Origin of the sequence: Saccharopolyspora sp. NPDC000359 (genome assembly GCF_040300525.1) — a bacterium.
Taxonomy (GTDB): Bacteria; Actinomycetota; Actinomycetes; order Mycobacteriales; family Pseudonocardiaceae; genus Saccharopolyspora.
In genome coordinates this window covers 17289-40940 of the sequence record NZ_JBEPDU010000027.1, presented here as the reverse complement: position 1 = coordinate 40940, position 23652 = coordinate 17289, and the positions used below count along the sequence as shown (strand labels likewise).

The 23652-nt window shown below is 70.3% G+C and carries 22 protein-coding genes and 1 riboswitch; of the genes, 14 read left to right on the top strand and 8 right to left on the bottom strand.

Annotation, left to right across the window (positions count from 1 at the left end; translation table 11 throughout):
- The first annotated feature begins 33 nt into the window (after positions 1–33).
- Entirely contained in the window at positions 34–276 is a 243-nt protein-coding gene (locus ABT324_RS18450; protein WP_351178546.1) for a type II toxin-antitoxin system Phd/YefM family antitoxin, read from the top strand.
- On the opposite strand, the gene ABT324_RS18445 is transcribed toward ABT324_RS18450, so the two are convergent.
- Complete coding sequence (locus ABT324_RS18445; protein ID WP_351178543.1) at positions 252–947, bottom strand: FadR/GntR family transcriptional regulator; 696 nt, start codon at positions 945–947, stop codon at positions 252–254. The two genes, ABT324_RS18450 and ABT324_RS18445, sit on opposite strands and share 25 nt — an antisense overlap.
- Before the next feature lie 49 nt (positions 948–996).
- Between ABT324_RS18445 and ABT324_RS18440 the strand changes: the two genes are divergently transcribed.
- Positions 997–2298 carry a CynX/NimT family MFS transporter gene (locus ABT324_RS18440; RefSeq protein WP_351178540.1) on the top strand — a complete coding sequence of 434 codons (1302 nt, stop codon included), beginning with the start codon at positions 997–999 and terminating at the stop codon, positions 2296–2298.
- 100 nt (positions 2299–2398) lie between these two features.
- Here ABT324_RS18440 and gdhA read toward each other — a convergent pair whose 3' ends face one another.
- The 4 genes from gdhA to ABT324_RS18420 all read right to left on the bottom strand — a co-directional run bounded on the left by gdhA (position 2399) and on the right by ABT324_RS18420 (position 7038).
- The gene (gene gdhA, locus ABT324_RS18435; RefSeq protein ID WP_351178537.1) at positions 2399–3739 is read right to left on the bottom strand and encodes an NADP-specific glutamate dehydrogenase; all 1341 of its coding nucleotides are present in this window, start codon (positions 3737–3739) and stop codon (positions 2399–2401) included.
- A 181-nt stretch (positions 3740–3920) separates the two neighbouring features.
- A complete protein-coding gene (locus ABT324_RS18430; RefSeq protein ID WP_351178534.1) occupies positions 3921–5318 on the bottom strand; it encodes a mycothione reductase in 1398 nt (465 codons plus the stop codon).
- A 14-nt stretch (positions 5319–5332) separates the two neighbouring features.
- A complete protein-coding gene (locus ABT324_RS18425) occupies positions 5333–6346 on the bottom strand; it encodes a VanZ family protein (RefSeq protein WP_351178532.1) in 1014 nt (337 codons plus the stop codon).
- Positions 6347–6492: 146 nt separating this feature from the next.
- The gene (locus tag ABT324_RS18420; protein WP_351178529.1) at positions 6493–7038 is read right to left on the bottom strand and encodes a YbhB/YbcL family Raf kinase inhibitor-like protein; all 546 of its coding nucleotides are present in this window, start codon (positions 7036–7038) and stop codon (positions 6493–6495) included.
- Positions 7039–7433: 395 nt separating this feature from the next.
- Here ABT324_RS18420 and ABT324_RS18415 point away from each other — a divergent pair, with 395 nt between their 5' ends.
- The 3 genes from ABT324_RS18415 (at position 7434) to ABT324_RS18405 (ending at position 10498) form a co-directional block, all read left to right on the top strand.
- Positions 7434–8399, top strand: coding sequence for a sugar kinase (locus ABT324_RS18415; RefSeq protein WP_351178526.1), 966 nt, complete (start codon positions 7434–7436; stop codon positions 8397–8399).
- 73 nt (positions 8400–8472) lie between these two features.
- Entirely contained in the window at positions 8473–9384 is a 912-nt protein-coding gene (locus tag ABT324_RS18410; protein WP_351178523.1) for a D-isomer specific 2-hydroxyacid dehydrogenase family protein, read from the top strand.
- A gap of 331 nt (positions 9385–9715) precedes the next feature.
- Positions 9716–10498 carry a S1 family peptidase gene (locus ABT324_RS18405; protein ID WP_351178520.1) on the top strand — a complete coding sequence of 261 codons (783 nt, stop codon included), beginning with the start codon at positions 9716–9718 and terminating at the stop codon, positions 10496–10498.
- A gap of 60 nt (positions 10499–10558) precedes the next feature.
- On the opposite strand, the gene ABT324_RS18400 is transcribed toward ABT324_RS18405, so the two are convergent.
- Complete coding sequence (locus tag ABT324_RS18400) at positions 10559–11458, bottom strand: LysR family transcriptional regulator (RefSeq protein WP_351178517.1); 900 nt, start codon at positions 11456–11458, stop codon at positions 10559–10561.
- Positions 11459–11563: 105 nt separating this feature from the next.
- Here ABT324_RS18400 and ABT324_RS18395 point away from each other — a divergent pair, with 105 nt between their 5' ends.
- Complete coding sequence (locus ABT324_RS18395; RefSeq protein WP_351178515.1) at positions 11564–12790, top strand: MFS transporter; 1227 nt, start codon at positions 11564–11566, stop codon at positions 12788–12790.
- On the opposite strand, the gene ABT324_RS18390 is transcribed toward ABT324_RS18395, so the two are convergent.
- Positions 12704–13336 (bottom strand): LysE family translocator, encoded by a 633-nt coding sequence (locus ABT324_RS18390; RefSeq protein WP_351178512.1) that lies wholly within the window; start codon positions 13334–13336, stop codon positions 12704–12706. The two genes, ABT324_RS18395 and ABT324_RS18390, sit on opposite strands and share 87 nt — an antisense overlap.
- Positions 13337–13623: 287 nt before the next feature.
- On the opposite strand from ABT324_RS18390, the gene ABT324_RS18385 reads away from it, so the two are divergent.
- From ABT324_RS18385 to ABT324_RS18370, 4 genes are all read left to right on the top strand, one after another.
- On the top strand, positions 13624–14430 hold the full coding sequence (locus ABT324_RS18385) for a S1 family peptidase (protein ID WP_351178509.1): 807 nt from the start codon (positions 13624–13626) through the stop codon (positions 14428–14430).
- 194 nt (positions 14431–14624) lie between these two features.
- The gene (locus ABT324_RS18380; RefSeq protein ID WP_351178506.1) at positions 14625–15092 is read left to right on the top strand and encodes a GNAT family N-acetyltransferase; all 468 of its coding nucleotides are present in this window, start codon (positions 14625–14627) and stop codon (positions 15090–15092) included.
- A 70-nt stretch (positions 15093–15162) separates the two neighbouring features.
- Positions 15163–15340: riboswitch (cobalamin riboswitch) on the top strand.
- Between the two features lie 41 nt (positions 15341–15381).
- Positions 15382–17397 (top strand): putative cobaltochelatase, encoded by a 2016-nt coding sequence (locus ABT324_RS18375; protein ID WP_351178503.1) that lies wholly within the window; start codon positions 15382–15384, stop codon positions 17395–17397.
- 284 nt (positions 17398–17681) lie between these two features.
- Positions 17682–18632 carry a DUF6346 domain-containing protein gene (locus ABT324_RS18370; protein ID WP_351178500.1) on the top strand — a complete coding sequence of 317 codons (951 nt, stop codon included), beginning with the start codon at positions 17682–17684 and terminating at the stop codon, positions 18630–18632.
- Between the two features lie 143 nt (positions 18633–18775).
- Here the strand turns inward: ABT324_RS18370 and ABT324_RS18365 are convergent, their stop codons facing one another.
- Positions 18776–19915, bottom strand: coding sequence for an MFS transporter (locus ABT324_RS18365; RefSeq protein ID WP_351178497.1), 1140 nt, complete (start codon positions 19913–19915; stop codon positions 18776–18778).
- Positions 19916–20538: 623 nt separating this feature from the next.
- Here ABT324_RS18365 and ABT324_RS18360 point away from each other — a divergent pair.
- The 4 genes from ABT324_RS18360 to ABT324_RS18345 all read left to right on the top strand — a co-directional run bounded on the left by ABT324_RS18360 (position 20539) and on the right by ABT324_RS18345 (position 23647).
- Positions 20539–20739, top strand: a complete 201-nt coding sequence (locus tag ABT324_RS18360) for a hypothetical protein (RefSeq protein WP_351178494.1) — start codon at positions 20539–20541, stop codon at positions 20737–20739.
- Between the two features lie 59 nt (positions 20740–20798).
- Positions 20799–21296, top strand: coding sequence for a DUF3558 domain-containing protein (locus tag ABT324_RS18355; protein WP_351178692.1), 498 nt, complete (start codon positions 20799–20801; stop codon positions 21294–21296).
- Between the two features lie 863 nt (positions 21297–22159).
- On the top strand, positions 22160–22696 hold the full coding sequence (locus tag ABT324_RS18350; RefSeq protein ID WP_351178491.1) for a DUF3558 domain-containing protein: 537 nt from the start codon (positions 22160–22162) through the stop codon (positions 22694–22696).
- A gap of 540 nt (positions 22697–23236) precedes the next feature.
- On the top strand, positions 23237–23647 hold the full coding sequence (locus ABT324_RS18345) for a hypothetical protein (RefSeq protein ID WP_351178488.1): 411 nt from the start codon (positions 23237–23239) through the stop codon (positions 23645–23647).
- Positions 23648–23652: the final 5 nt, after the last annotated feature.

The window sequence follows — 23652 nt, the reverse complement described above, 5'->3', positions numbered from 1 at the left end:
ATTTCGCGGTGTGACGCGGGTAACGTCGTCGGCATGGCTGTTGAGTTCTCCGTTGACGAAGCCCGCGAGCGGTTGGTCGAGCTGCTGGACCGCGCCGAGTCGGGGGAGGAGGTCGTGATCACCCGGTTCGGCGCGCCGTCGGTGCAGCTGTCGCCGGTGCAGGCGCGGATGGGCGGTGGCTTCGCCACCGGCGTGATCGCGGGGTCCTGGGTGGTCCCGGCGGGGGCGGAGGCCTTCGACGTCGGGACCGACTACTGGCCGGACGCCTCGGCCTGAGGACCCATCTGGGCTAGCAGCTCGTCCAGGAACCCGCCCGCTTCCTCCGCGGCCCGCCGCGGATCACCGTCGCGCACCGCGGCGAGCAGCGCCGTGTGTGAGACGTGCTGCTCCGGTGGGATCTCGGGGTTGAAGGTGGTCGCCACGCTGGAGGTCACCGCTTCGCGGATCCCGTCGTAGAGCGAGATGAGCACCGGGTTGTGCGAGGCCGCGACCAGGATCCGGTGGAACTCGGTGTCGGTGGCGACGACCGCTTCGCGGTCCCGGTCGTGCACGGCGGCGTCGCGCTCGGCCAGGCAGGTCGACATCGCCCGCAGCTCGTCCTCGGTGCGCGCCCGCGCGGCCAACCGCGCCCCCTCGACCTCCAGTGCCCGCCGGACCTCCAGGACCTGGCGCAGCTCCGGTACGCACAGCTTGCGGACCGCGCCGGAGATCTCGTTGGTGGCGCGCACGAACGTGCCGTCGCCCTGCCGGACCTCCAGCAGTCCGGCGTGGGAGAGCGCGCGCACGGCTTCGCGGACGGTGTTGCGCCCGACGCCGAGCGCGGCCACCAGGTCGGCCTCAGGCGGGATCTTCTCGCCCAGCGGCCATTCCCCGGACGTCACGAGTTCGCGGATCTGGTCGATGACCTGATCGACCAGCCCGGTCCGTTTGGCGGTGACCAAAGGCACTGACAGGTCCTTTCGTCCAAACATCCTACGTTTGACATACTAGGTCGTGATGTCCAGCGAGTCACGTACCCAGCACGCCCCTGACCATGTGGCCGACCAGGATGCCACCCGACTCCCGGTGGACGCGCACCCGGATCCGCTCGCGCGCGAGAACGACGGTGCGGCGGAGGACGTCAACCCGAACCGGCACCTCGCGGTGGCCGGTGGTGGCCTGCTGCTCGCTGGTGTGGCGCTCGCGGCGGCGAACATGCGCCCGGCGGTCACCAGCCTGGCGTCCGTGCTCGGCGAGGTCCGCGACTCGCTCGGCGCCTCCAGCACCTGGGCGAGCGTGGTGACGTCCGTGCCGACGCTGTGCTTCGGCCTGGCGGGCATCGCCGCTCCGCTGCTGGCCCGCCGGATGGGTATCAACAAGGTCATCGGCGTCTCGCTGGCGGTGCTGACCGCCGCGATGCTGCTGCGGACCACCGGCGGTCCGTGGACGGTGCTCAGCGGCACCGTCCTGGTGTGCGCGGCGATCGCGATGTGCAACGTGCTGATCCCGGTGGTGGTCAAGGAATCGTTCCCGACCAAGGTCGGGATGGCGACCGCGCTCTACACCACGGCGATGGCAGCGGGCGGCTCGACCGGATCCGCGCTCACGCCCTACCTGAACACCGCCACCGGCAGCTGGCGGCTCTCGCTGGCCACCTGGGCCGTGGTGGCGCTGGCCGCGCTGTGCGTGTGGGTGCCCGCCACCGCCCGCCGCTCGTCGACGCGGCAGGTGACGGCCTCGGCCGGGCCACGGCGGTCGCTGATGCGCAGCCCGCTGGCGTGGGTGATCACCGGCTACTTCGCGCTGCAGTCGCTGGTCGCCTACGTCGTGATGGGCTGGTTGCCCGAGGTGTTCAAGGGCGCCGGGATCGACGGCACCACCGCGGGCATGCTGCTCGGCCTGCTGCTGCTGATCGGCGTGCCGATCAACATGGTCCTGCCGCCGCTGGTGACCAGGACCCGCAGCCAGTCCGGGTGGGCCATCGGGCTGGCGGTGCTCACCACCAGCGGTCTGCTCGGGCTGCTGCTGGCGCCGCTGAGCATGCCGGTGGTGTGGGCGCTGGCGATCGGCATCGGCATGAGCGCGTTCCCGCTGGCCCTGGTGCTGATCTCGCTGCGCACCGCCAACGCCGCCGACACCGGTTCGCTGTCGGCGATGTCGCAGAGCCTCGGCTACCTGATCGCCTCGTTCGGCCCGTTCCTGTTCGGCGTCCTGCACGACGTCACCGGTCAGTGGTCGGCGTCGCTGGTGGTGCTGCTGGTCGTGGTCGCGGTCCAGGGCGTCTTCGGCGTCATCGCCGGCCGTCCCCGCATGGTCTGACCCCCGCACGGTCTGGCCGTCCCCGCACGGTCTGGCCCCCGCACGGTCTGGCGGAGTGCGGAGGGGCGCCCCGAGCCGGTCGGGAGCGCCCCTCCGGGGGTCAGATCAGGCCGAGGCGGAGCATGGCGTCGGCGACGTTGGTGAAGCCGTTGATGTTGGCTCCCGCCACGTAGTTGCCGGGCATGCCGTACTCCTCCGCCGTGGCGTAGCAGCGGGCGTGCACGTCCTTCATGATCTGCTCGAGCCGCTGCTCGGTGAACTCGAAGCTCCAGCTGTCGCGGGACGCGTTCTGCTGCATCTCCAGTGCCGAGGTGGCCACCCCGCCCGCGTTCGCCGCCTTGCCCGGCCCGAAGGCGACGCCCGCCTCCTGGAACGAGCGCACCGCCTCGGGGGTGGTGGGCATGTTCGCGCCCTCGCCGACCGCGACGCAGCCGTTGGCGACCAGCATCGCCGCCGCGTCGGCGTCGAGCTCGTTCTGGGTGGCCGAGGGCATCGCCACCTGGCAGGGCACCTCCCAGACGCTGCGGCCCGCGACGAACTTCGCGCCCGGCCGCCGCTCGGCGTAGGTCGCGATCCGGGTCCGCTCGACCTCCTTGAGCTGCTTGACCAGCTCGACGTCGATGCCGTTCTCGTCGTGCACGTAGCCGGAGGAGTCCGAGCAGGCCACCACGGTGCCGCCGAGCTGGTGCACCTTCTCCATCGTGTAGATCGCGACGTTGCCCGAGCCGGAGACCACGACCTGCTTGCCCTCGAAGGACTCGCCACGCGCCGCCAGCATCTCCTGGACGAAGAAGGCGCAGCCGTAGCCGGTCGCCTCGGTGCGCACGCGGGCACCGCCGAAGGACAGGTGCTTGCCGGTCAGCACGCCCGACTCGTAGCGGTTGGTGATCCGCTTGTACTGGCCGAACAGGTAGCCGATCTCGCGGCCGCCGACGCCGATGTCACCGGCGGGCACGTCGGTGTACTCGCCGATGTGCCGGTGCAGCTCGGTCATGAAGCTCTGGCAGAACCGCATGATCTCGCGGTCCGAGCGGCCCTTGGGGTCGAAGTCCGCACCGCCCTTGCCGCCGCCGATGGGCAGCCCGGTCAGCGCGTTCTTGAAGATCTGCTCGAATCCGAGGAACTTGACGATGCCCTGGTACACCGACGGGTGAAAGCGCAGGCCGCCCTTGTACGGGCCGAGCGCGCTGTTGAACTCGACCCGGAAGCCGCGGTTGATGTGCACCTCGCCGCTGTCGTCCTCCCACGGCACGCGGAAGGTGATCTGGCGCTCCGGCTCGCAGATGCGCTCGATGATCTTCTGGTCGGCGTACTCGGGGTGCTTGTCGATGACCGGCCCGATGCTCTCCAGCACCTCGCGAACGGCCTGGTGGAACTCGGTTTCGCCGCGGTTGCGCTGGACCACGTTGTCGTAGACAGGCTCGAGACGTTCGTGCAGCACTGGTCGGACTCCTTCATCTTCGGCGCTAGAAAGGACCGGTTGCACCCCCAGGGCCAGGACACAACTGCCGTACCAGCACACCGCCGAGTCTGGAACGGATCAAGATGATGCCGGACACACCGCGCAGCCGCTGGGCCCAGCGCGGTGTGCCCGATGTCAAGTTGTGGTCGGGCTGCGGCGGTCAGCTCAGCGGCAGGTTGAGCAGGGCGTTCTCCACCAGCTCCGGCATCCCGGGGTGGATCCAGTACTGGCCGCGGGCCATGCGGCGGGCGTCCAGGCCGAACTCCATCGCCTGGATCAGCGGCTGGAGCAGGGTCGGCGCCTGCGGGCCGATGATGTGCGCGCCCAGCAGCAGCCCGGTGTCCGGGTCGGCGAGCAGCTTGGCGAACCCGGTGGTGTCCTCCATCGCCCAGCCGTAGGCGATGCCCGCGTAGTCCTGGGTCGAGGTGACGTACTTGACACCACGGCGCTCGGCCTCCTGCTCGGTCAGGCCCACCGAGGCGATCTGCGGCGCGGAGAACACCGCGTGCGGGACGAACCGGTGGTCGGACTCGACCGGGTCCTCCGGGTGCAGCAGGTTGTGCTGGACCACCCGCATCTCGTGGTTGGCGACGTGCTTGAGCTCGTGGTCGGAGCTGATGTCGCCCATCGCCCACACGCCGTCGACCGAGGTCCGCTGGGTGGCGTCGACCTCGATCTTGCCGCTGTCGGTGAGCTTCAGCCCGCCCGCGGCGGCGTCGAGCAGGTCGGAGTTGGGCACCCGGCCGATCGCGACCAGCAGCGCGTCGGCCTCCACCACCTCGGCGCCCTCCGGGCCCTCCAGGTGCAGCCGCACCACCTCCCCGTCCTGCTCGGCGGAGATCTCCTTGCGGTTGAGCCGCAGGTCCCAGCGCTGGGCGGCGAGCTCGGTGAACCGGGCCGAGACGTCGGCGTCCTCGCCGCGCAGCACCCGGCCGGACCGCCCGATCATGGTGACCTCGACGCCGAGCGCGGAGAACACGTGCGCGAACTCGGCGCCGACGAACCCGGTGCCCATGATGATCATCCGGCGAGGCAGCCGGTCGAGCCGCATCACGGTGTCGCTGGTGTGGACCGCGACCTGGTCGAGGCCGGGGATGTCCGGGATCGCCGGACGCCCCCCGGCGGCCACCACGAACCGGTCCGCGGTGATCGTCTCCGGCCCGTCCGCGGTCTGCACGGTCAGCTGCTTGACGCCGGTGAACCGGGCTGTCCCCTGGTAGAGGGTGACGTTCGGGTTCTCCTCGGCGCGGTAGCGGCGACCGCCCTCGGCGATCGGGTCGATCCGGCCGAAGATCCGGTCCCGGACCTCCGCCCAGCGCACGTCGCGCAGCTCCAGGTCCACGCCGAGCTCGGCGCCGCTGCGCGGGGCGCTGGCCACGTCCGCGGTGTGCACGAACATCTTGGTCGGGATGCAGCCGACGTTCAGGCAGGTGCCGCCGTAGGCGTCGCCGGGGCCGACGCCCTTCTCGACGATGGCGACGTCCCAGTCGGCGAACCGGTCGTCGAGGATCGAGTTGCCGGAGCCGGAACCGATGATCACTAGGTCGAAGTGCCGCACTGGTCCATCCTGCCTCAGGTCGAGCGGGCCCCGGTCGGGGCGCGCTGGCGTCGTCTGGCGTCGATCACTTCCAACCCGGCGACCACGCCGGTGATTCCGCGGTGATCTCGGGTGTGCATCACGCCGCAGGCGTGCACCGCGCACCACAGGATTCCCAGCGTCGCATTCGCCTCGCCGAGCACCCCTGTGCACACACCTTGAGCTGCGGCGAAGCCGCCGATGCCGGACCCCCAGCGCAGCAGCGCGGCGGCGGTCGGCCGCGCGGGAGCGCGGGCGCGCAGGCAGACCGCGTGCTGGCCGAGTGAGCTGCCGCCGCTGAGCAGCACCGCGATCAGCAGCACCACAGCGGGCGCGAACCACCACGCGGACGCCTCCCACCAGGAGCCGGGCGCGGTGCCGGTCAGCCACAGCACGCCCTCGGCGCCGCGCGCGCAGGCCACGCCCAGCCACCAGAGCAGGAGCAGGTCGCAGCTCATGCCCAGCAGGCGGCGGGACGCGCTGACCGGGCGCGGCTCCGCCGGCCCAGCGCGGGCGGTGGTGGGCACGCGGCGCAGCAGCGGCCCGAACACCCCGCCGAGCGACGCCCCGGCGGTGTTGGCGAGGACGTCGTCCACGTCGAACACCCGGTGCGGGCAGGGCAGCAGGAACCACACCCCGGTGAGCTGGGTGAGCTCGACGAGCACCGAGACCGCCCCGCCGACCAGCGCCGCCGCGGCCGGGCCGCGCCGGAGCAGCGCACCCAGCGGGGCGAAGAGCGCGATGTTCGCCGCGAACTGCTCCAGCACCGCGGTGCTGCCGAAGGCGGCCAGGGGCTGCCACTGCGGTTCGTAGCAGGCCCGGGGGCCGGGAAACGGCAGCAGCACGGAGCAGGCCAGCGCGACCGCGTAGAGCAGCGCGCCGAAGCGCAGCAGCGCGACGCCCACGCGCAGCTCGCCGTGCCGCCGGTGCTCGGCGGCGACGAACGGCGCGAACAGCACCGCCGCGACGGTGGCGGCCAGCGCGGCGACCGATCCCGGCAGCACGCTCATCTCGATCTCCTGACGTCCGAAGAAGTCCCCGTTTGTAAAGAGGAGCGGAGGCCCGTTCCAGATACATCTCGATCGAGTGATCATCGGGCGCGAAAAGGCCGCGCCCGCCCCGGGAACCGGGACGGGCGCGGCTCAACGGCGCGGTGTCAGGCCTGGAAGGTGGGGGCGACCACGGCGCGGGCCAGGGTGTGGAACGCCAGGTTGAAGCTGATCACCGCCGGGCTGGCCGCGTGGTCCGGGCCGAGCTTCTCGGTGTCCACGGCGTGCACCACGAAGTAGTAGCGGTGCGGCCGGTCACCGGCCGGCGGCGCGGCACCGCCGTAGGCCCGCTCGCCGAAGTCGTTGGCCACGTGGAAGGACCCAGCCGGGATGCCGTGGCCGTTGCGGTTGCCCGCGTCGGTGGCCAGCTCGGTCACGGTGGCCGGGATGTCGACCAGCACCCAGTGCCAGAAGCCGCCGGGGATCGGCGCGTCCGGGTCGAAGCAGGTCACCACGAAGCTCCGGGTGGCCTCCGGGAAGCCCGACCAGCGCAGGTGCGGCGAGCGGTTCTGCCCCCCGGCGCCCATCCCGTCGAAGGCGTGGGCGCTCGGCATCGCCCGCCCGTCGGCCACGTCGTCGGAGGTGACGTCGAAGCTCGGGACCGCGGGCAGCAGCGAGTACGGATCGGGGTCGATCGGGCGCTCCAGACTCATTGCGAGCAACCTCCATTCCTGGGACTGAGGACGATCAGCGGCCAGCTTAGGGATCGCCCCGGCGGCCGCTCCGAGTGGCGGGGCCGACATCGCAGGATTGCCCGGCCCGGGCCGCCGCGCACCTGAGGGAGCAGGCGCGCCACGCTGCTGGGGGAGCCGCGCGAGGCCCTGGGCTCGTCCTGCGTGGCGATCCTCAGCGCCAGCCCGGACTTGCGCGTGGCCGTCCTCGCCGGGCGAACGGCGAGGACCAGCCGGTTGTGGAAGTGGTGCGTGCGACCCCCGCCTAGGTCACCGCTGATCAGCAGCCGTATTGCGCCTGTTGCAACGGCGGTGTGTATTTCGCACGAACACCGATAGTCTGGGCGCCGACGTCGTGGCGGATCGAGGAGGCGGACGTGGCGGAGCCGGGCGGCCCCGATGTGCTGTGCTTGGGGGAGACGATGTCGCTGGTCTCCCCGGCGTCTCCGGTGCCGCTGGAGCAGGCACCGGTCTTCACCCTCTCCGCGGGCGGCGCGGAGTCCAACGTCGCGATCCACCTGGCGTCGCTCGGGCACCGGGTGGGCTGGGCGAGCCGGGTCGGTGACGATCCGCTGGGCCGCCGCCTGGTCGCCACCATCGCCGCGGCCGGGGTGGGCACCGACCTGGTGGAGGTGCGCCCGGACGCGCCCACCGGCGTCTACTTCAAGGACCCCACCCCGCAGGGCACCCGGGTGCACTACTACCGCGCCGGTTCCGCGGCGTCCACGATGGACGAGGGCTTCCTGCCCGCCGACGTGCTCGACGCGCCGCGGGTGCTGCACCTGTCCGGCATCACCCCCGCGCTCTCCGCGGGCTGTGACCGGCTGGTCCGCCACCTGCTCACCCGACCCCGCCGCACCCAGGTCACCTTCGACGTCAACTACCGCCCGGCGCTGTGGCCGGTGGAGCAGGCCGGGCCCGTGCTGCGCGAGCTCGCCCAGCTCGCCGACACCGTCTTCGTCGGGCTGGACGAGGCGATCACGCTCTGGGGCGTGAGAACCCCCGAGGACGTGCGGGAACTGCTGAACCGGCCGGACGTGGTGGTGGTCAAGGACGGGGCCGAGGCCGCGCACGCGCTCGGCAGCGCGACGGTGACCGTTCCCGCTCCCGAGGTCGAGGTCGTCGAGCCGGTGGGTGCCGGGGACGCCTTCGCGGCCGGGTTCATCTCCGGCGTGCTGCGCGGCGCGGACGCGGCGCAGTGCCTGCGGCTCGGGCACCTCCTGGCCGCGCACAGCCTGCTCAGCACCGAGGACCACACGGCGTCGCCGGACCGCACCAACCTGGCTCGGTGGCTCGTCCTCGACGAAGAGCGTTGGAGCGCATTGAGTTTCGCCGCTTGGTGACCTCGGGGTTGGGTGCTTCCCAGGCGGCGTTGGAGGATGTCGGGGACGTCGACGCCGCCGAATGGGAGAAGTCGTGAAGGTCCACGTTGGTCCGGTCGCCCAGCCCGAGCTGGAGGCGGCCGTGGTCGCCGCCGGTGCCGAGCTGAGCTCCGCCGCTGATGCCAGTGCGCTGATCTGGTTTGGCGGGTCGCCGGAGCAGTTCGCCGAGCTCGACCACCCGGGCCTGGAGTGGGTGCAGCTGCCCGCCGCCGGGATCGAGTCGTGGGTCTCGGCCGGTGCGCTGCGGGACGGCGTGACGTTCACCTCGGCGGTGGGCACCTACGCGCGCACCGTCGCCGAGCACACCCTGGGGTTGGTCCTGGCCGGGGCGCGCCAGTTGCACCAGGTGGCGCGAGCTTCGAGCTGGTCGCCGCCGCAGGGGATGAGCAGCGTCTTCGGTTGCACGGTCGGCATCATCGGGGCTGGCGGGATCGGGCGTGCGCTGATCGAGCTGCTGCGACCGTTCGGGGTCCGGGTGCTGGCGGTGAACCGGTCCGGCCGACCCGTCCACGGTGCGACCACGACGTGGCGCTCCGACGACGCCGCTGGCGTCCGGGAACTGCTCGCCGCTTCGGACTTCGTGGTGGTGGCCGCACCCGCCACGGCGGAGACCGCGCAGCTGATCGACGCCGACGCGCTGGCCCGGATGAAGCGCAGCGCCTGGCTGGTCAACGTGGCGCGCGGGTCGTTGGTCGACACCGAAGCGCTGGTCGCGGCGTTGGACTCGGGGCGGATCGGCGGTGCCGCGCTGGACGTCACCGACCCGGAGCCGCTGCCGGAGGGCCACCCGCTGTTCCAGCACCCGCGGGCGATCATCTCACCGCACACGGCGAACCCGAAGTCGCTGCAGGTCCCGGCGCTGGCCAGCCGGGTCGAGGAGAACGTGCGCCGCAGGCTCGCCGGGGAACCGCTCCTCGGCGTCGTGGACCGCGTCGCGGGCTACTGATCGACGCGTGCCCGGTTTGTCCACATCGGACGAGGTGTCCCCGGGGCGCGAAGGCCTATCGGAGTATTGACAAACCCTCCGGTGTCATGAGCGGGAATACGCAATTCCCATCGGGGGAACAACCTTGCGTATTCGAGTCCTCTTTGGACAGTGCCAGTAAGCCGTTCGAGTGGTAATTTTCCGGTATTTCCACTCGAACGGGTTGTGCTGGTTGGTGCATCTGTATCCAACAGCGGGTTCTGATCCTCTTTCTCGTGGACACTTTGGGCGAGCCGGAGGCGGCGGATCGAGAAGCGGTCCGCCGGGAGGCTCCGGGGGAGGAGGCAACGACATGGCGAACACACGGAGCCGGGTGTGGTCGGTGGCCGGGCTGCTGGCGGCGGCGGCGTTGTCGTCGGGCGTGCTCACTGCGGGCGCCGCGGCCGCGGCGCCCCCGATCGTCGGGGGCGAGCCGGCCAAGGTCGCCGACCACCCGTGGGTGGTGTACCTGACCGACACCCAGGGCAACCAGTTCTGCGGTGGCTCGGTGGCCAAGGCCAACAAGGTGATCACCGCGGCGCACTGCGTCAGCGGGGACAAGCCGGAGTCAGTCAAGGTCGTGGCCGGTCGGGAGAGCAAGCAGGGCAACGACGGCACGGTCGCCGGGGTGACCGGCATCTGGGTGCACCCGCAGTACCAGGACGCCAACAGCGGTGCGGACATCGCGGTGCTCACCCTCGACCAGGAGTTGCAGCAGCAGCCGCTGGCGGTCGCGTCCAAGGACGACGCGCCGCTCTACGAGGCGGGCAAGCAGGCCTCGGTGCTGGGGTGGGGGGCCACCGCGGAAGGTGGTGAGGCGTCGGAGAACCTGCAGAAGGCGGAGGTCCCGCTGACCAGCGACGCCGACTGCAAGAGCGCGTACCCGCAGTACAACGCGGAGGCCATGGTGTGCGCCGGGCTGCCGGAGGGCGGCGTGGACAGCTGCCAGGGTGACTCCGGCGGGCCGCTGGTGGTCGAGAACAAGCTGGTGGGCATCGTCTCCACCGGCAACGGCTGCGCCCGGCCGAACGCGCCGGGCATCTACACCCGCGTCGCCGCCTACCACGACGACGTGCAGCAGCAGCTGGACTCCTGATCCAGCACGGACGCGGCCGGGGCGCGGCGGGAGCGCCCCGGCCGCGTCGCGTCCGGGAGTTCAGCCCAGCCGCAGCCGCGGGCCCAGCTCGCGGGTCAGCTGCGCGGTCAGGGACCGGAACGCGCGCACCGCCGGGTTCCGGTCGCCCGCGCGGGTGGCCAGCACGCTGTGCTCGGGCGGTGCGTCCAGAACCGGCACGCAGACCGTGCCCGGCCACGGGTAGTACCGCTGGAACGACTCCAGCGCCGATCCCGCGCCCCGCCCGGCGGCGGCCGTGGTCAGGACCTCGTGCGGGGTCACCGCGTGCGAGCGGCTGCGGTGCGGCGACAGCCCGCCGCGCGCGTCGGCGAAGTAGAGGTAGTCGCTGAACTGGCGCGGAGTGTGCTCGGGGAGGCTGACGTAGGGCAGATCGAGCACGTCGTCCAGGTGCACGGCGGGGGCGTCGGCCAGCTCCCAGGAGGCGGGTACGACCACGATGCGCCGCTCGGTGGTGACCACGTCCACGGCGATCCGCTCGTCCACCGGGGCGGGCCGCACGAACGCCACGTCGACCCGGTGCTGCACCAGTGCCGAGACGTGCTCGGTGAAGTCGAGGGCGAGGAACTCCACCGCGACCCCCGGGTGGGTCCGCTGGAACGCCTGCACGACGGCGGGGGTGAGCTCGGCCGAGCCGTTGCTCATGATCCCAACCCGCAGCGCCCGCTCCGGCGGGGCCTCCGCCACGTCGGCCACCGCCGCGTCCAGCGCGGCCAGCAGCGACCGGGCGTGCCCGACGAACCGCTCACCGGCCGGGGTGAGCCGCACCGGCGAGCGGTCCAGCAGGCGGACGCCGAGGTCGTGCTCCAGCTGCTTGATGTGCGCGGTGACGGACGCGGGGGAGCGGAACAGCCGCTCGGCGGCCTTGCCGAAGTGCCCTTCCTCGGCGACCGCGAGGAAGGACGTCAACCGACGCAGGTCCATGCCCGCAGCGTACGAAGCGGTGGGTGCGAGGGGGAGATCACAGCAGCGTTCACGAATTCTGAAGGGCTGGTGCGGCACCGCTTGGCGGCGGCTTAGAACCACTGCGTGCTGAACAAGTGGTTGCCCGCCGCGTTCCTGCTGACCGCGGTGGGCTGGGGAGCGAACCAGTTCTCGTCGCTGCTGGGCGCCTACCAGCACGACCTGGGGTTGCCCGCCTGGGTGACGTCGGGCCTGCTCGCGCTCTACGTGGTGGGTCTGCTGCCGGGTCTGCTGCTCGGCGGTCCGCTGGCCGACCGCCGGGGGCGGCGCCCGGTCGTCCTCGGCGCCGTCGTGCTCAACGCCGTGGCGACGGTGGCGCTGATGCTCGGCGTCGGCGCGGTGGCCTGGCTGGTAGCCGGGCGGTTGCTGACCGGTCTGAGCACGGGCGCGGTGCTGGCCGCGGGGAGCGCGTGGGTCCGGGAGCTGTCGCATCCGCCGTTCGGCACCGCTGCTGAGGAAGGCGTGGGCGCGCGCCGGGCCGGGGTGATGCTCTCGATGGGCTTCAGCCTCAGCGGCCTGGTGTCCGCCCTGTTCGCGCAGTGGGGGCCGCACCCGCTGGTCATCGCCTACCTGCCGCACCTGCTGCTGTGCGTGGCCGGTTCGGTCCTCGCGCTGTCCTGCCCGGAGACGCGTTCGGGCGGGAGCGGAGCTGAGGCGGGTGGGGGAGGGGCGCGGGACCCGCGGTTCCGGCGCCTCGTGCTGCCGGTCGCGCCGTGGGTGTTCGTCGGTCCGACGGTCGGGTTCGGGACGCTGCCCGACTTGGTGAGCCGCGACCTGACCGGTTTCGAGATCGCCTACGCCGGGATCACGGCGCTGATCACGCCAGGATTCGGGGCCGTCGTGCAGCCGATCGCGCGCCGGATCGCCCGGCGCGGTGAGCGGGCCCCGGCGGTGGTCGGCCTCCTGGTGCTCGCGGCCGGGCTCGGGCTGGCGGCGCTCTCCGCCGCGTGGGTGCTGCCCTGGTCGGCGCTGGTGTCCTGCCTGCTGATGGGCGTCGGCTACGGGTTCACCGTGACGTCCTGCCTGACCGTGGTGGGCCGGATCGCTGGGCCGGGCGAGCTGGCCCGGCTCACCGCGGTGTTCTGGTGCATCGCCTACCTGGGCTTCTGCACGCCCTTCGCGATCAGCCTACTGGCGCCGGTGGTCCCGGCGCCGGTGCTGCTGGCGGTGCTGGTCGCGCTCGCGCTGATCACCTGCGCGGTGGTCTCAGCTGGCGACCAACCCGACCGAGATGGTCAGGAACGCCGCCGCGCTGATCACGTCCAGCGACTTCGCGACGCGGGGATCCTGTAGCCGGTCGGCGATCCGCGCGGCACCGAGCACCATCGAGGCCTCCCAGACCAGCGCCAGCACCAGGAAGATCACGCCCAGCACGACCAGCTGCAGCGCGGGCTGCGCGGCCGAGCCCACGAACTGCGGCAGGAACGCCAGGCTGAACAGCAGCATCTTCGGGTTGGTGAGGTTGCTGAACAAGCCGCGCAGGTAGGGGTTGGAGCTGTCGACGGGCGGCCCGCTGAGCGTGCCCTCGGCGGTCTTCTTCCTGGTCAGCCACAGCCCGCGCAAAATCGACGCGGCCAGGTACACCAGGTAGGCGGCGCCGATCCACTTCAGCGTGGACAGCACGGCGGGGTGGCTGGTGACCAGGGCGCCGAGACCGGAGATCACCAGCGCCACCTGCAGGATGCTCGCGGTGTGGATCCCGGCCAGCGCCAGCAGGCCCGCCCGGCGGCCGCGGTTCAGCGAGGTCCGCAGCAGCAGGAAGACGTCGACGCCGGGGGTCAGCACGACCACCACGCTGGCCACCAGGAAGGCGGGCAGCGGGGTCAGGTCCACGAGCACGGTTCCTCCTTCGCGACAGCGCACGGCACTGATCACTCGATTGGGTTTGATCTGTCACCTGGTCGGGCACAGTTCACGGACCCGGTGCTGGGAGGTGCTCCGAGTCCGCAGTGGCAGGGGAAGGACGAGCAGCGGTCGACGGTGACGCGCTCAGTAAAATTTCCCGACGCCGTCCATATTAACGAAATTTTTTCCTGTGACCGTGTGAGTTGTGCCTCGTAATGTTCGGGTGCCCGGATGACTACGGTGTGCCGTCGGCAAGATCGCTCGACGGCAGGAGGCGCGACGTGGCGCGTGGCAGGACCGGGACCGCATGGCGGGGACTCGTGATCACCGGTGCGGTGGCGGCGCTGGCCGGAGCGCAGCCCGCGACCGCGGGTGCGGCGGAACAACCGCAGGCGCGGGTGCTCGGCGGTGCCCCGGCCACCACCGACGAGGCCCCGTGGCTGGTCGCCCTGACCGACGACCACGGCCGCCAGTTCTGCGGCGGCACCCTGGTGACCCCGATCAAGGTGGTCACCGCCGCGCACTGCATGGTCGAGCCGCTCACCGGCGGCCAGCGCGGCCCGGACGAGCTGCGCGCGATCGCCGGGCGCACCGACCTGGAAACCCGCGAAGGTGAGGTCGCGGAGGTCGGCCAGGTCTGGGTGCACCCCGGGTTCCGGGGCTACACCAGCGGCGCCGACGTCGCGGTCCTGACCCTGCGCCAGCCGCTGACCCAGGGCGAGCTGCCGCTGGTCGACCAGGGCGACACCGAGCACTACCAGCCCGGCACCGTCGGCCGCGTCTACGGCTGGGGCAAGACCAGCGAGTCCGGCCCGCCCTCGACGACCCTGCAGGCGGTGGACGTCCCGATCACCACGGACGCGGCCTGCCGCAGCGCCTACCCGAACTACGACCCGCGGAGCATGTTCTGCGCCGGGGTGCCCGAAGGCGGCCGCGACGCGTGCACCGGGGACTCTGGCGGCCCGATCGTGGCGGACAACCGCCTGATCGGGGTCGTCTCGTACGGCACCGGTTGCGGTCGCCCGAACATCCCGGGCGTCTACACCCGCCTGTCCAGCTACGCCGACGAGCTCGCCGGGCAGCTCTGACTGGTGGGAGGACCGCGCGGCCCGGCCCAGGCTGGGCGCGTGGAAGATCAGGTCGAGCACCGCTGAAGTCCACGGCACCCGCTGCCGGAGCACCTCGCCCGGCGCCTCGGGGCGAGCGGGCAGCGGAGTGTTGTTGGCTACTCCGGTGCAGGTGAATGAGGGTTTCGAGACCCCGTTGTGATATCCAGGTAGGGATGACCCTCCAGCCGCTCGCGACCGCCGTCCACCGCGCCTACACCGCGGACCTGGACGCCGAGGACTTCTACCGGATGCTGCGCCTGCGCGTCGACGTGTTCGTCGTCGAGCAGGAGTGCCCGTACCCGGAGCTGGACGGTCGCGACCTGGAGGAGACCACCCGGCACTTCTGGATCGACTCCGCTGACGGCTACGTGCTGGGTTACCTGCGGCTGCTCGAAGACCCCGACGGCACCTTCCGGATCGGCCGGGTGTGCACCGCCAAGTCCGCGCGCGGGATGGGGCTGGGCCGCAAGCTGATGCGCGCCGCCGTCGCCGAGGTGCAGCACGCGCCCGCGGTCCTCGCCGCCCAGGTCTACGCCAAGGACTTCTACGGCTCCTTCGGCTTCGTCGTGACCGGCGAGGAGTACCTGGAGGACGGCATCCCGCACGTCGACATGCGCCGCGAGCCGCGCCGCCGCGCGTGACCGGAGGGGCACGACCCCGGTAGTGGTGCAGGTCTCGCCGGGGTGGTCGGCGGTTGGTCCGCCGCCCCGGTTCTGCGACGATGCTCCATGATCCGAATGCAAGGGGTGCGGCAGGAAGCCGGTGCGAATCCGGCACGGTCGGCGCCACTGTGACCGGGGAGCGACCCTCCCCCGAGAGCCACCGGGGAGACCTGGGAAGGCCGGAGGGGCGCGGAGATCCGGGAGTCAGGACACTGCGTCCCCTTGTTCCCGCCACCGGGGCGTCCGCACCCCGAGGAAGGAACCCGGCATGACCGCTGCTCCGCGATTCCCCTTCTCCGCCGTCGTCGGCCACGACGACCTGCGACTGGCACTGCTGCTCAACGCCGTGCACCCGCGCATCGGCGGGGTGCTGGTCCGCGGTGAGAAGGGCACGGCGAAGTCCACCGTGGTGCGCGCGCTCGCCTCGCTGCTGCCGCCCCTGGACGTGGTCACCGACTGCCGCTTCGGGTGTGCCCCGGGCCACCCCGACCCGCAGTGCCCGGACGGACCGCACGACTCGACCTCGACGCAGCGCCCGGCGCAGCTCGTCGAACTGCCGGTGGGCGCCACCGAAGACCGCCTGATCGGCTCGCTGGACCTGGAGCGCGCGCTGACCGAAGGCGTCCGCGCCTTCCAACCGGGCCTGCTGGCCGCCGCGCACCGCGGCGTCCTGTACGTCGACGAGGTCAACCTGCTGCACGACCACCTGGTCGACCTGCTGCTGGACGCCGCCGCGATGGGCCGCGCGCACGTCGAGCGGGAAGGCGTGTCGATCTCGCACGCGGCATCGTTCCTGCTGGTCGGCACGATGAACCCGGAGGAGGGTGAGCTGCGGCCGCAGCTGCTCGACCGGTTCGGCCTCACCGTGCAGGTCGCGGCCTCCCGTGAAGTCACCACCCGCACCGAAGTGGTGCGCCGCCGACTGGCCTTCGAAGCCGACCCGGTCGAGTTCGCCGCGAAGTGGGCCGACGCCGACGCCGAACTCGCCGCGCACATCCGCGCCGCCCGCGACCGCGTCGAGCAGGTGGCCCTGCCCGACGCCGAACTCCGACGGATCTCCGCGCTGTGCGCGTCCTTCGACGTCGACGGGATGCGCGCCGACCTCGTGCTGGCGCGCACGGCGATCGCGCACGCCGCCTGGCGCGGCGCCGACGAAGTCGCCGAGCAGGACGTCGAAGCAGCCGCCCGCCTCGCGCTGCCGCACCGCCGCCGCCGAGACCCCTTCGACGAACCCGGCATGGCCGAGGACCAGCTCGAACAAGCACTCGCCGAGGCGGCGGAGCACGCCGAGGGCGACGGCGACGAGCCCCCGGAGGGGCCGGACGGCCCCGACGGCGGCGGGCAGGCCCCGGACGAGCCGACGGAGCCGACCGGCGGAGGCGGCGCGGAGGAGCGCAGCGACGGGCGCGCCCCGGCGGACAAGGCGCCAGCGGCGCCGACGCCGGCGTTCCGGGCGCGGCTGCTGGAGGTGCCGGGGCTCGGCGACGGGGCGCCGGGACGGCGGTCGCGGTCGCGGTCGCGGAGCGGCCGGACGACGCGGTCGTCCACTGTGGAAGGGCATGGGGTGCACGTGGCCGCCACCCTGGCGGCTGCTGCGCCGCACCAGGTCGCGCGGGGGCGCAGCGGTCCGGGGCTGGTGCTGCGCTCGGACGACCTGCGGCGCGAGATCCGGGAGGGGCGCGAGGGCAACCTGGTGCTGTTCGCGGTGGACGCGTCCGGGTCGATGGCGGCCCGGGAGCGGATGTCCGCGGTCAGCGGTGCGGTCCTGTCGTTGCTGCGGGATGCCTACCAGCGGCGCGACAAGGTCGGAGTGGTTGCGTTCCGGGGTGCTTCGGCGGAGCTCGTGCTGCCACCGACGTCCTCTGTGGACATCGCTGCGGCGCGCATGCGCAACCTGCGCACGGGCGGACGCACTCCGCTCGCCGACGGGTTGCTGCAGGTCCAGCGGGTGGTGCAGCGGGAGCGGACGCGCGATCCGCAGCGCCGGGCGCTGGTCGTGCTGCTGACCGACGGGCGGGCCACCGTGGCGGTGGATTCCGGGCTGAGCGGGCGCGATCGCGCGCAGCGCGCGGTCGAGGACGCGCTGCGCGCCGCCGGGCTGGTGGCCGGGACGGGCGCGGCGTCGATCGTGGTGGACTGCGAGGACGGGATGGTCAAGCTGGGCCTGCCCGCGCGGTTGGCCGCCGCCCTGGGCGGTCCGTGCCTGCGGCTCGAGGAGCTCTCGGCGGAGAACGTCGCGGGTGTGGTCCGCGCCGTCCGGGACGAACGCCCGCGTGCCGCTTGATCTCGTTTTGATTACGAGATCCTCGATTGCGCGTACCTACCTACTGGTCGGATTGGTACGGTGTCTGCCGTCCACCTGACCCCCAGGGGTGGACTTGCGAAGTGCCCCCGCGCTCCCGGCGACCCCCAGGCTGGTTGAGTGCGGGGGCTCTTTTCCGCCGGTGGCGCGGCGTGTTCGCGACAACCTTCCTCTTCGGCCGGTCGGAAACCGGGCAGTCGGCCGGAATTCCCGGTGTGCGTGGTTTGCCGGTCCTCCGGGGGATGTGCCCGGTGCGCAGGAGGAACATGGGATCGCAGTTGGACCCGGGCCTGGCGGCGCGGAACCCGCGCACGCCGCCGTGGCGGGACCCATGGGCGGACCTGCCGCGGCAGGAGCGGATCTGGCGCACCGCCTTCGTGGTCTCCCAAGTGCTGGTACGCGTGGTGATCGCGTTGGTGTGCTACACGATCTTCACGCTCACCGGTGCGATGGGCACCGGTGGTGCCGTGGCGGACCGGGGCACTGCGGTGGCCACGCACTGCGAGCGGGTGGGACCGGTCAGCCGCTCCGGCCTGGGGTGGTACTGGTCCTGCGCGGCGGAGGTCACCTGGTCCGACGGGCGGAAGACGCAGGAGGACTTCCAGTCGTCGGAGCTGACCCCGCGGAACGTGACCGAACCCGCCGCCGTCGTGCACCGGGAGGTCCGCAACGCCTCGGACCTGGTCGTGGTCGATGCCCCGCGGCCGTTCGCCGGGCTCGGCTGGGCGCTCTTCGTCGCGTTGACGTTCCTGCTGGTGCACGGCGTGTGGATTCCCGGCGTGCCGCCGATGCCTGCTGACCGCCGTGCGGAACGGCGTCGTCGGGTCCGCCTGCAGTGGTGGCAGCCGCTGGCGTCCCCGATCGGCTGGGGTCTGGTGATCGCGGGCGGACTGGGAACGGCGTCGTCAACGGGGCTCGCGGTGCCGACGATCGTGCTCGGCTTCGCGGCGCTCGTCGTCGGATGGGCCGTCTCGCTGAACCGCAGGCGGAAGGGCGTGGTCGAACCGCAGGTGCTGCCGCCGGAGCAGGTCCGCCGGTGGGGCAGGGCAGGCGGCTGGTTGGTCGTCCTCGGCGGTGCAGCCGCTGCGGTGGGCGCCATCGCGAATTTCGCCAACTTCTTCGGCCTCCTAGGCACCGTCGCATTGCCGTGCGCCGTACTCGCGATCGGGGCTCGGTTGAAACTCGTCGCCAAGCGGCGGACCGGCGTTGGCTCGTGAGTGGCGATGGTTGCCCTTACCACCATCGCCACTCACGAGTTCTGAGCTGCCGCGGGTCGTGAGTGCGTAACAGTGTTCCAGCACCGTTTCGCACTCACGACCCCCTCGTGCGCGGCAACGGTGCCCCTTACCACCATCGCCACTCACGAGTAGCGGTAGCGGCACGCGGCTGCGGTGATCAGCAGCGGGACCGCGGTTGCTGCCGCGACACCGAAGAGCAGCGCGTACGCGCCGCGGTCGGCGAAAGGACCGGCCGCCGCCGAGGCAGCTGCGCTGCCGAGGAACAGGGCCGAGGCGAACAGCGACATCGTCAGCCCGCGGGCTTCGGGGACCACCGACGTGGCCCAGGTCTGCAGGGACGAGTGCATGAACGACCAACCGCCGCCGAGCAGCAGGGCCGTTACCACCACCGACGGGATGTCCGTCCGCAACGACACGACCAGGTGGCCGACCGCCATCGACGCCCCACCGATCGCCATCAGCTGCCACACCGCCAACCGCCGCCCCAACGCCTTGACCAGCCGGGAGAACAGCCACACCCCGACCCCGTAGGTGGCGGTGGCCAAACCCGCCACCGCGACGTCGACACCGCGGTGCACCAGCGTCGACGGCAGGAACGTCAGGATGCCCAGCAGCACCGCGCCTTCCACGAACACCAGCCCGAACACCAGCAGCGCCCACCGGTTGGTCAGCACCGTCGCCAGGTGCTTGCGCATCCCGGCGACCTGAGCGCGCTCCGGCTCCGGAAGTCGGCCGAGCAGCACGGCGCACACCGCGGCGCACAGTGCGGGGAGCGCGAAAACGACGCGCCAGTCGAGGAAGCTCGCCAGCACGCCACCAATGGCGGTGGCCAGCGCGGTCCCCAACGCAGAGGCCGCCATGAGGTCGGAAAGCGCCCCCTGCCGCTGCTCCGGCGAAACCGTGTCACCGACGTAGGTCAGCGAAGCCGGGACGATGGCACCCACGCACGCGCCCGTGACCATCCGCGCGACGACCAGCGCGGTCAGGTTCGGTGCCAGCGCGGACGCGATGCCGGTGACCGCGGCGCCGAAGAGCGTCCCGCGCATGACGACGATGCGCCCGAACCGGTCCGACAACATCCCCCAGACCGGCTGCATGAGCCCGTAAGCGAGGAAGTACCCGCTGGCGGCGGCCACTGCGGAAGCCAGCGGAACCCCCATTCCGACCGCGATCAGCACCAACATCGGGGTGACGGCGAACCGGTCGAAGTTCGAGATCAGGGTGGCAGCGGACAACACCAGCGGCGGCCGGGCGGACGACATCGGGCGGCTCCTCCACTGGGACACCCACCCATGGTCACCGACGACGCCACCCCGGAACCCGTGACCTTGCCCACGTCCCTCCCGCGTGCCCACCACGGTGCCACCCATCTGGACGCCGACTTGCCCCGTAAGCACCTCCGCCCGACCCCGCTGCTGCTAGCTTCCAAAACTGCTGGGGGGAGATCGGACATGGGGGACATCGACGGTGGAAACTGCTGGGGCAGCAAGCGAACCGGGTAGCTGGACCCACCGCCACCAACGACGCGATGAAGAGCACCAAGTCGCCTCGCTGCGGAATCGACGAGCTCTTCCACCCCGGCCAACGACGACATCCAGGCATGAGGTCGAGGTTCGGTGAGGTGTACAGAACTGCTACCAGCTCCGCTGCATCGCTTCACTCGGTGGCATGGCTACCAAGATCATTCGAGAGAGCGTTGGACCAGGGGACTGTGCCGTCGTCTTCGACAGCTCTCCGTCTAGCTCGATCCAGATCGATGTTGTCGTGCCGTGCGACACGGAAGCGGCGTGCCAGCTCGCGCAGAAGGCGACTCCGCTCGTTGCGAAGAACCTCGTGAACGACTGAGAAATTCATCCCGGAACTGAAAATACGTACAGGGGGAGTCATGACGTCGCCACCGGGTGGTGGTTCCGAGTACATCGCTGATTACGAGCACCAGGCGTACCAGCGGGGGCAGAAGGAGGGCGACGAGCTGATCAAGCAGATGCGGGAACGCGTACCCCAGGTGGTCGAGGCGATCAAGAAGGGCATTCAAACTTACGAGGACGTTGACGAAGGAAACGCCATTTTTGGCGTCCAGGCTTGAGATCGAGGTACGCTCGGGTGAGTAAGAAGGCATCGCGTGTTGCTGCGCTGGCAGCGGGCATGACGCTACTGGCTAGTGCTGCTGCATGTGGCACTGGGCAGTCTGGGACATCAACATCTATTAGTGCGCCTGCACCGACGAGTTCCGCGGACGCTGGCTCTGGCCTTGCGGAACTGGATGCTTGCCAGGTGTTCGACGCGGAAGCGACTTCTCAGCTCGGGCTCGAAGGAACTGGTGAAGTGAAGAACTTCGCTGGTGGACGCGGATGTGATTGGGATACGGCGGATGGCGGTATTCGGGTTGTGCTTTATGAAAGCACCTCGCTGGAGCGGCAGAACCTCTCGGGTGGTCAGGTCGAGACCACGACATTCGCCGGCCACGAAGCGAAGGTTCATCGCGAGGCGCTCGCGGCTGGGGACTGCTCCCTGTTGTTCGCGGTAGGGGAGTCGTCATCGGTTGCGCTGGACGCTACCTCGAATGACATGAACACCGACGCCGCCTGCCAGTTGGCGCAGCGTGCCGGTGAACTGGTTGAGGCCAATCTGCCGAACAACTGAAGAGGTGGTCGAAAGTTGATTTCAGCAGCGTGTAAGCCATAGAACAGGATGGTTCATGTGCGCAGATCGTTGGCAAGGTTCGCAGTGGCAGGCGCGATCACGCTTTTTCTGGCAGGTGTTGCAAGCTGCAGCAGGGCGTGCAGATGCATGAGCGGGTGCCACAGGTGATCGAGGCGATCAAGAAGGGCATCCAGCTCTACCAGGAAGTGGACGAAGGCAACGCCAACTACGGCGTTCAGGTATGAGATCGAGGTTTGTTCCGGTGCACAAAACCGCGTCCCGCTCTGCTGGAATCGCAATTTTCGCAGGACTGCTGTTGGGGGGAGTCGCATGCGGGACTGGTGACGTCAATAGGCCTTCTGCTCCCGCGCCGTCGACAGAGTCCAGCAGCGGTTCCGATCTTGCATCGTTGGATGCCTGCCAGATCCTTAGCGCAGGTGAAACCTCGCAGTTGGGCTTTGAAGGGGATGGGGAATCCAAGAATTTCGCCGGCCCACCGGGTGGTGGTTCCGAGTACATCGCCGATTACGAGCCTGTGGTGTGATCTGGCCCGAGGGTTGCGAATTTGTCTCGTAGTGACCTACGCGCAAGGCAGGTGGTGCTAGGTTCTTAGCCGTTTGAGACAGATCGGACACTTGGGGGACTTGTGATGGCCGGAGGGGTCGGGTCGCTGGGAGAGGTAGCAGCGGGACTCGTTGGTGCGAGTGACGCGATGCAGGGCGTCATCGACTGGTCAAGAAGATGCAGCAACAGATCCCTGAGCTGATCGAAGCGATCCAAAAGGGGATCCAGCTCTATCAAGAAGTGGATGAAGGCAACGCCGGTTTTCGTGGCGTGTAAGCTATAGAACGGGGTTCGTTCAAGTGTCTCGCTATTCGCTCAAGCTCGCGGTCGTCGGCGCAGCTGGTCTTATCTTGCTCTCAGGTTGCGGTGCCGGTGGTTCGAGTGCTCAGTCGGAAACGCCGTCGAGTCGGTCGGCCGAGTCGACGAGCGAAGCTGCTGGATTGCCCGCGGACCTGGATCCGTGTCAGCTGTTGACAAGCGAAGAAGCCGCTCAGTTCAACCCAAAGGACGACGCGGAGCGCTACGATGTAGCAGGTGCCAAGAACTGCGAGTGGGCACTGCAGAACGGGTTGCTCTCCGTTGCGGTTCATCCAGATCGATCAGTCGACCAGCTGAATCTCGACGGTTCTGATATTGAGGAAACCTCCATCGGAAGTCGGCGGGCGAAGGTTGTGAAGCCTTCTCCGGACGAGTCGACCTGTCAAGTCGTTTTTGAGATCACCGACTCCACCTCCGCTGGCGTGCGGGTGAAGGCGCGAGGCGGCACGAACGACGAGGCCTGCCAGCAAGCGACCAAGGCTGCCGGGCTCGTCGAATCGAGACTTCCGAAGAACTGAATAGTTGAGCAGCGGGATTCATGACGTATCCACAGGGCAGTAAGAACGAGTACCTCGCTGATCACGAGGCGGTTCGAGAGCTTATTGGGCCGGGCGACTGTGGGGTTAACTTGGCGTCGTCTGCCAAGGCGTCGGTGTCAATTGGCGTTACCCTGCCCCAGGGTGACACCGAAGGGGCGTGCCAAGTTGCGCAGCAGGCTGCTCCATTGGTCGTGGCGAATATTTCGAGGAACTGATGAAGTTTTGAGAACTTAAGAGGAATTGAGGGAAGTCATGACGTCGCCACCGGGCGGTGGCGCCGTTGGTGTTGGCGAGCATTCCGACGGACTGAAGGTCCTGGTTGAGGGCTGGGCGGGCTTGGAGCGTCGCGCGAGCTCGGACTGGGCGTGTGACGTGGTCGAGCCCGACCCGATTGCTCCGTTGGGGTGTGATCTGGCCCGTGGGTTGCGAATTTGTCTCGTAGTGACCTACGCGCGAGGCAGGTGGTGCTAGGTTCTTAGCCGTTTGAGACGGATCGGACATACCTGGGGGAGGCTTGCGATGACGGGGCCAGTCGGCGGTGTGGCTGGCGCGGTGGCAGGGCTTGCTGCGACGAACGACGCGATGCAGGGCATGATCGATGCGGCCAACCGCGGCCAGTTCCGTGTCACGCCCGAGGCCGGTAACGAGCTAATTAGGATCAGCGAGGACTTTCGCGACGTCAAGTTGCCGAAGATGCAAGCTGACCTGGCGAGGTTGACGAGGCGCACCCCGCTGGGGGATAGCCCGGCCGGGCAGGCGATTGCTGAGTTCAACAAGCTTGTCGCGGCGGGGGGCGACGGGCGTTCCTACCAAGAGATGATCACTCATCTGCAGGAGCGGATTCCGCAGTTGATCGAAGCGATCAAGAAGGGCATCCAGCTCTACCAGGAAGTGGACGAGGGTAACGCCAACTTCGGCGTGCAGGCATGAGAACG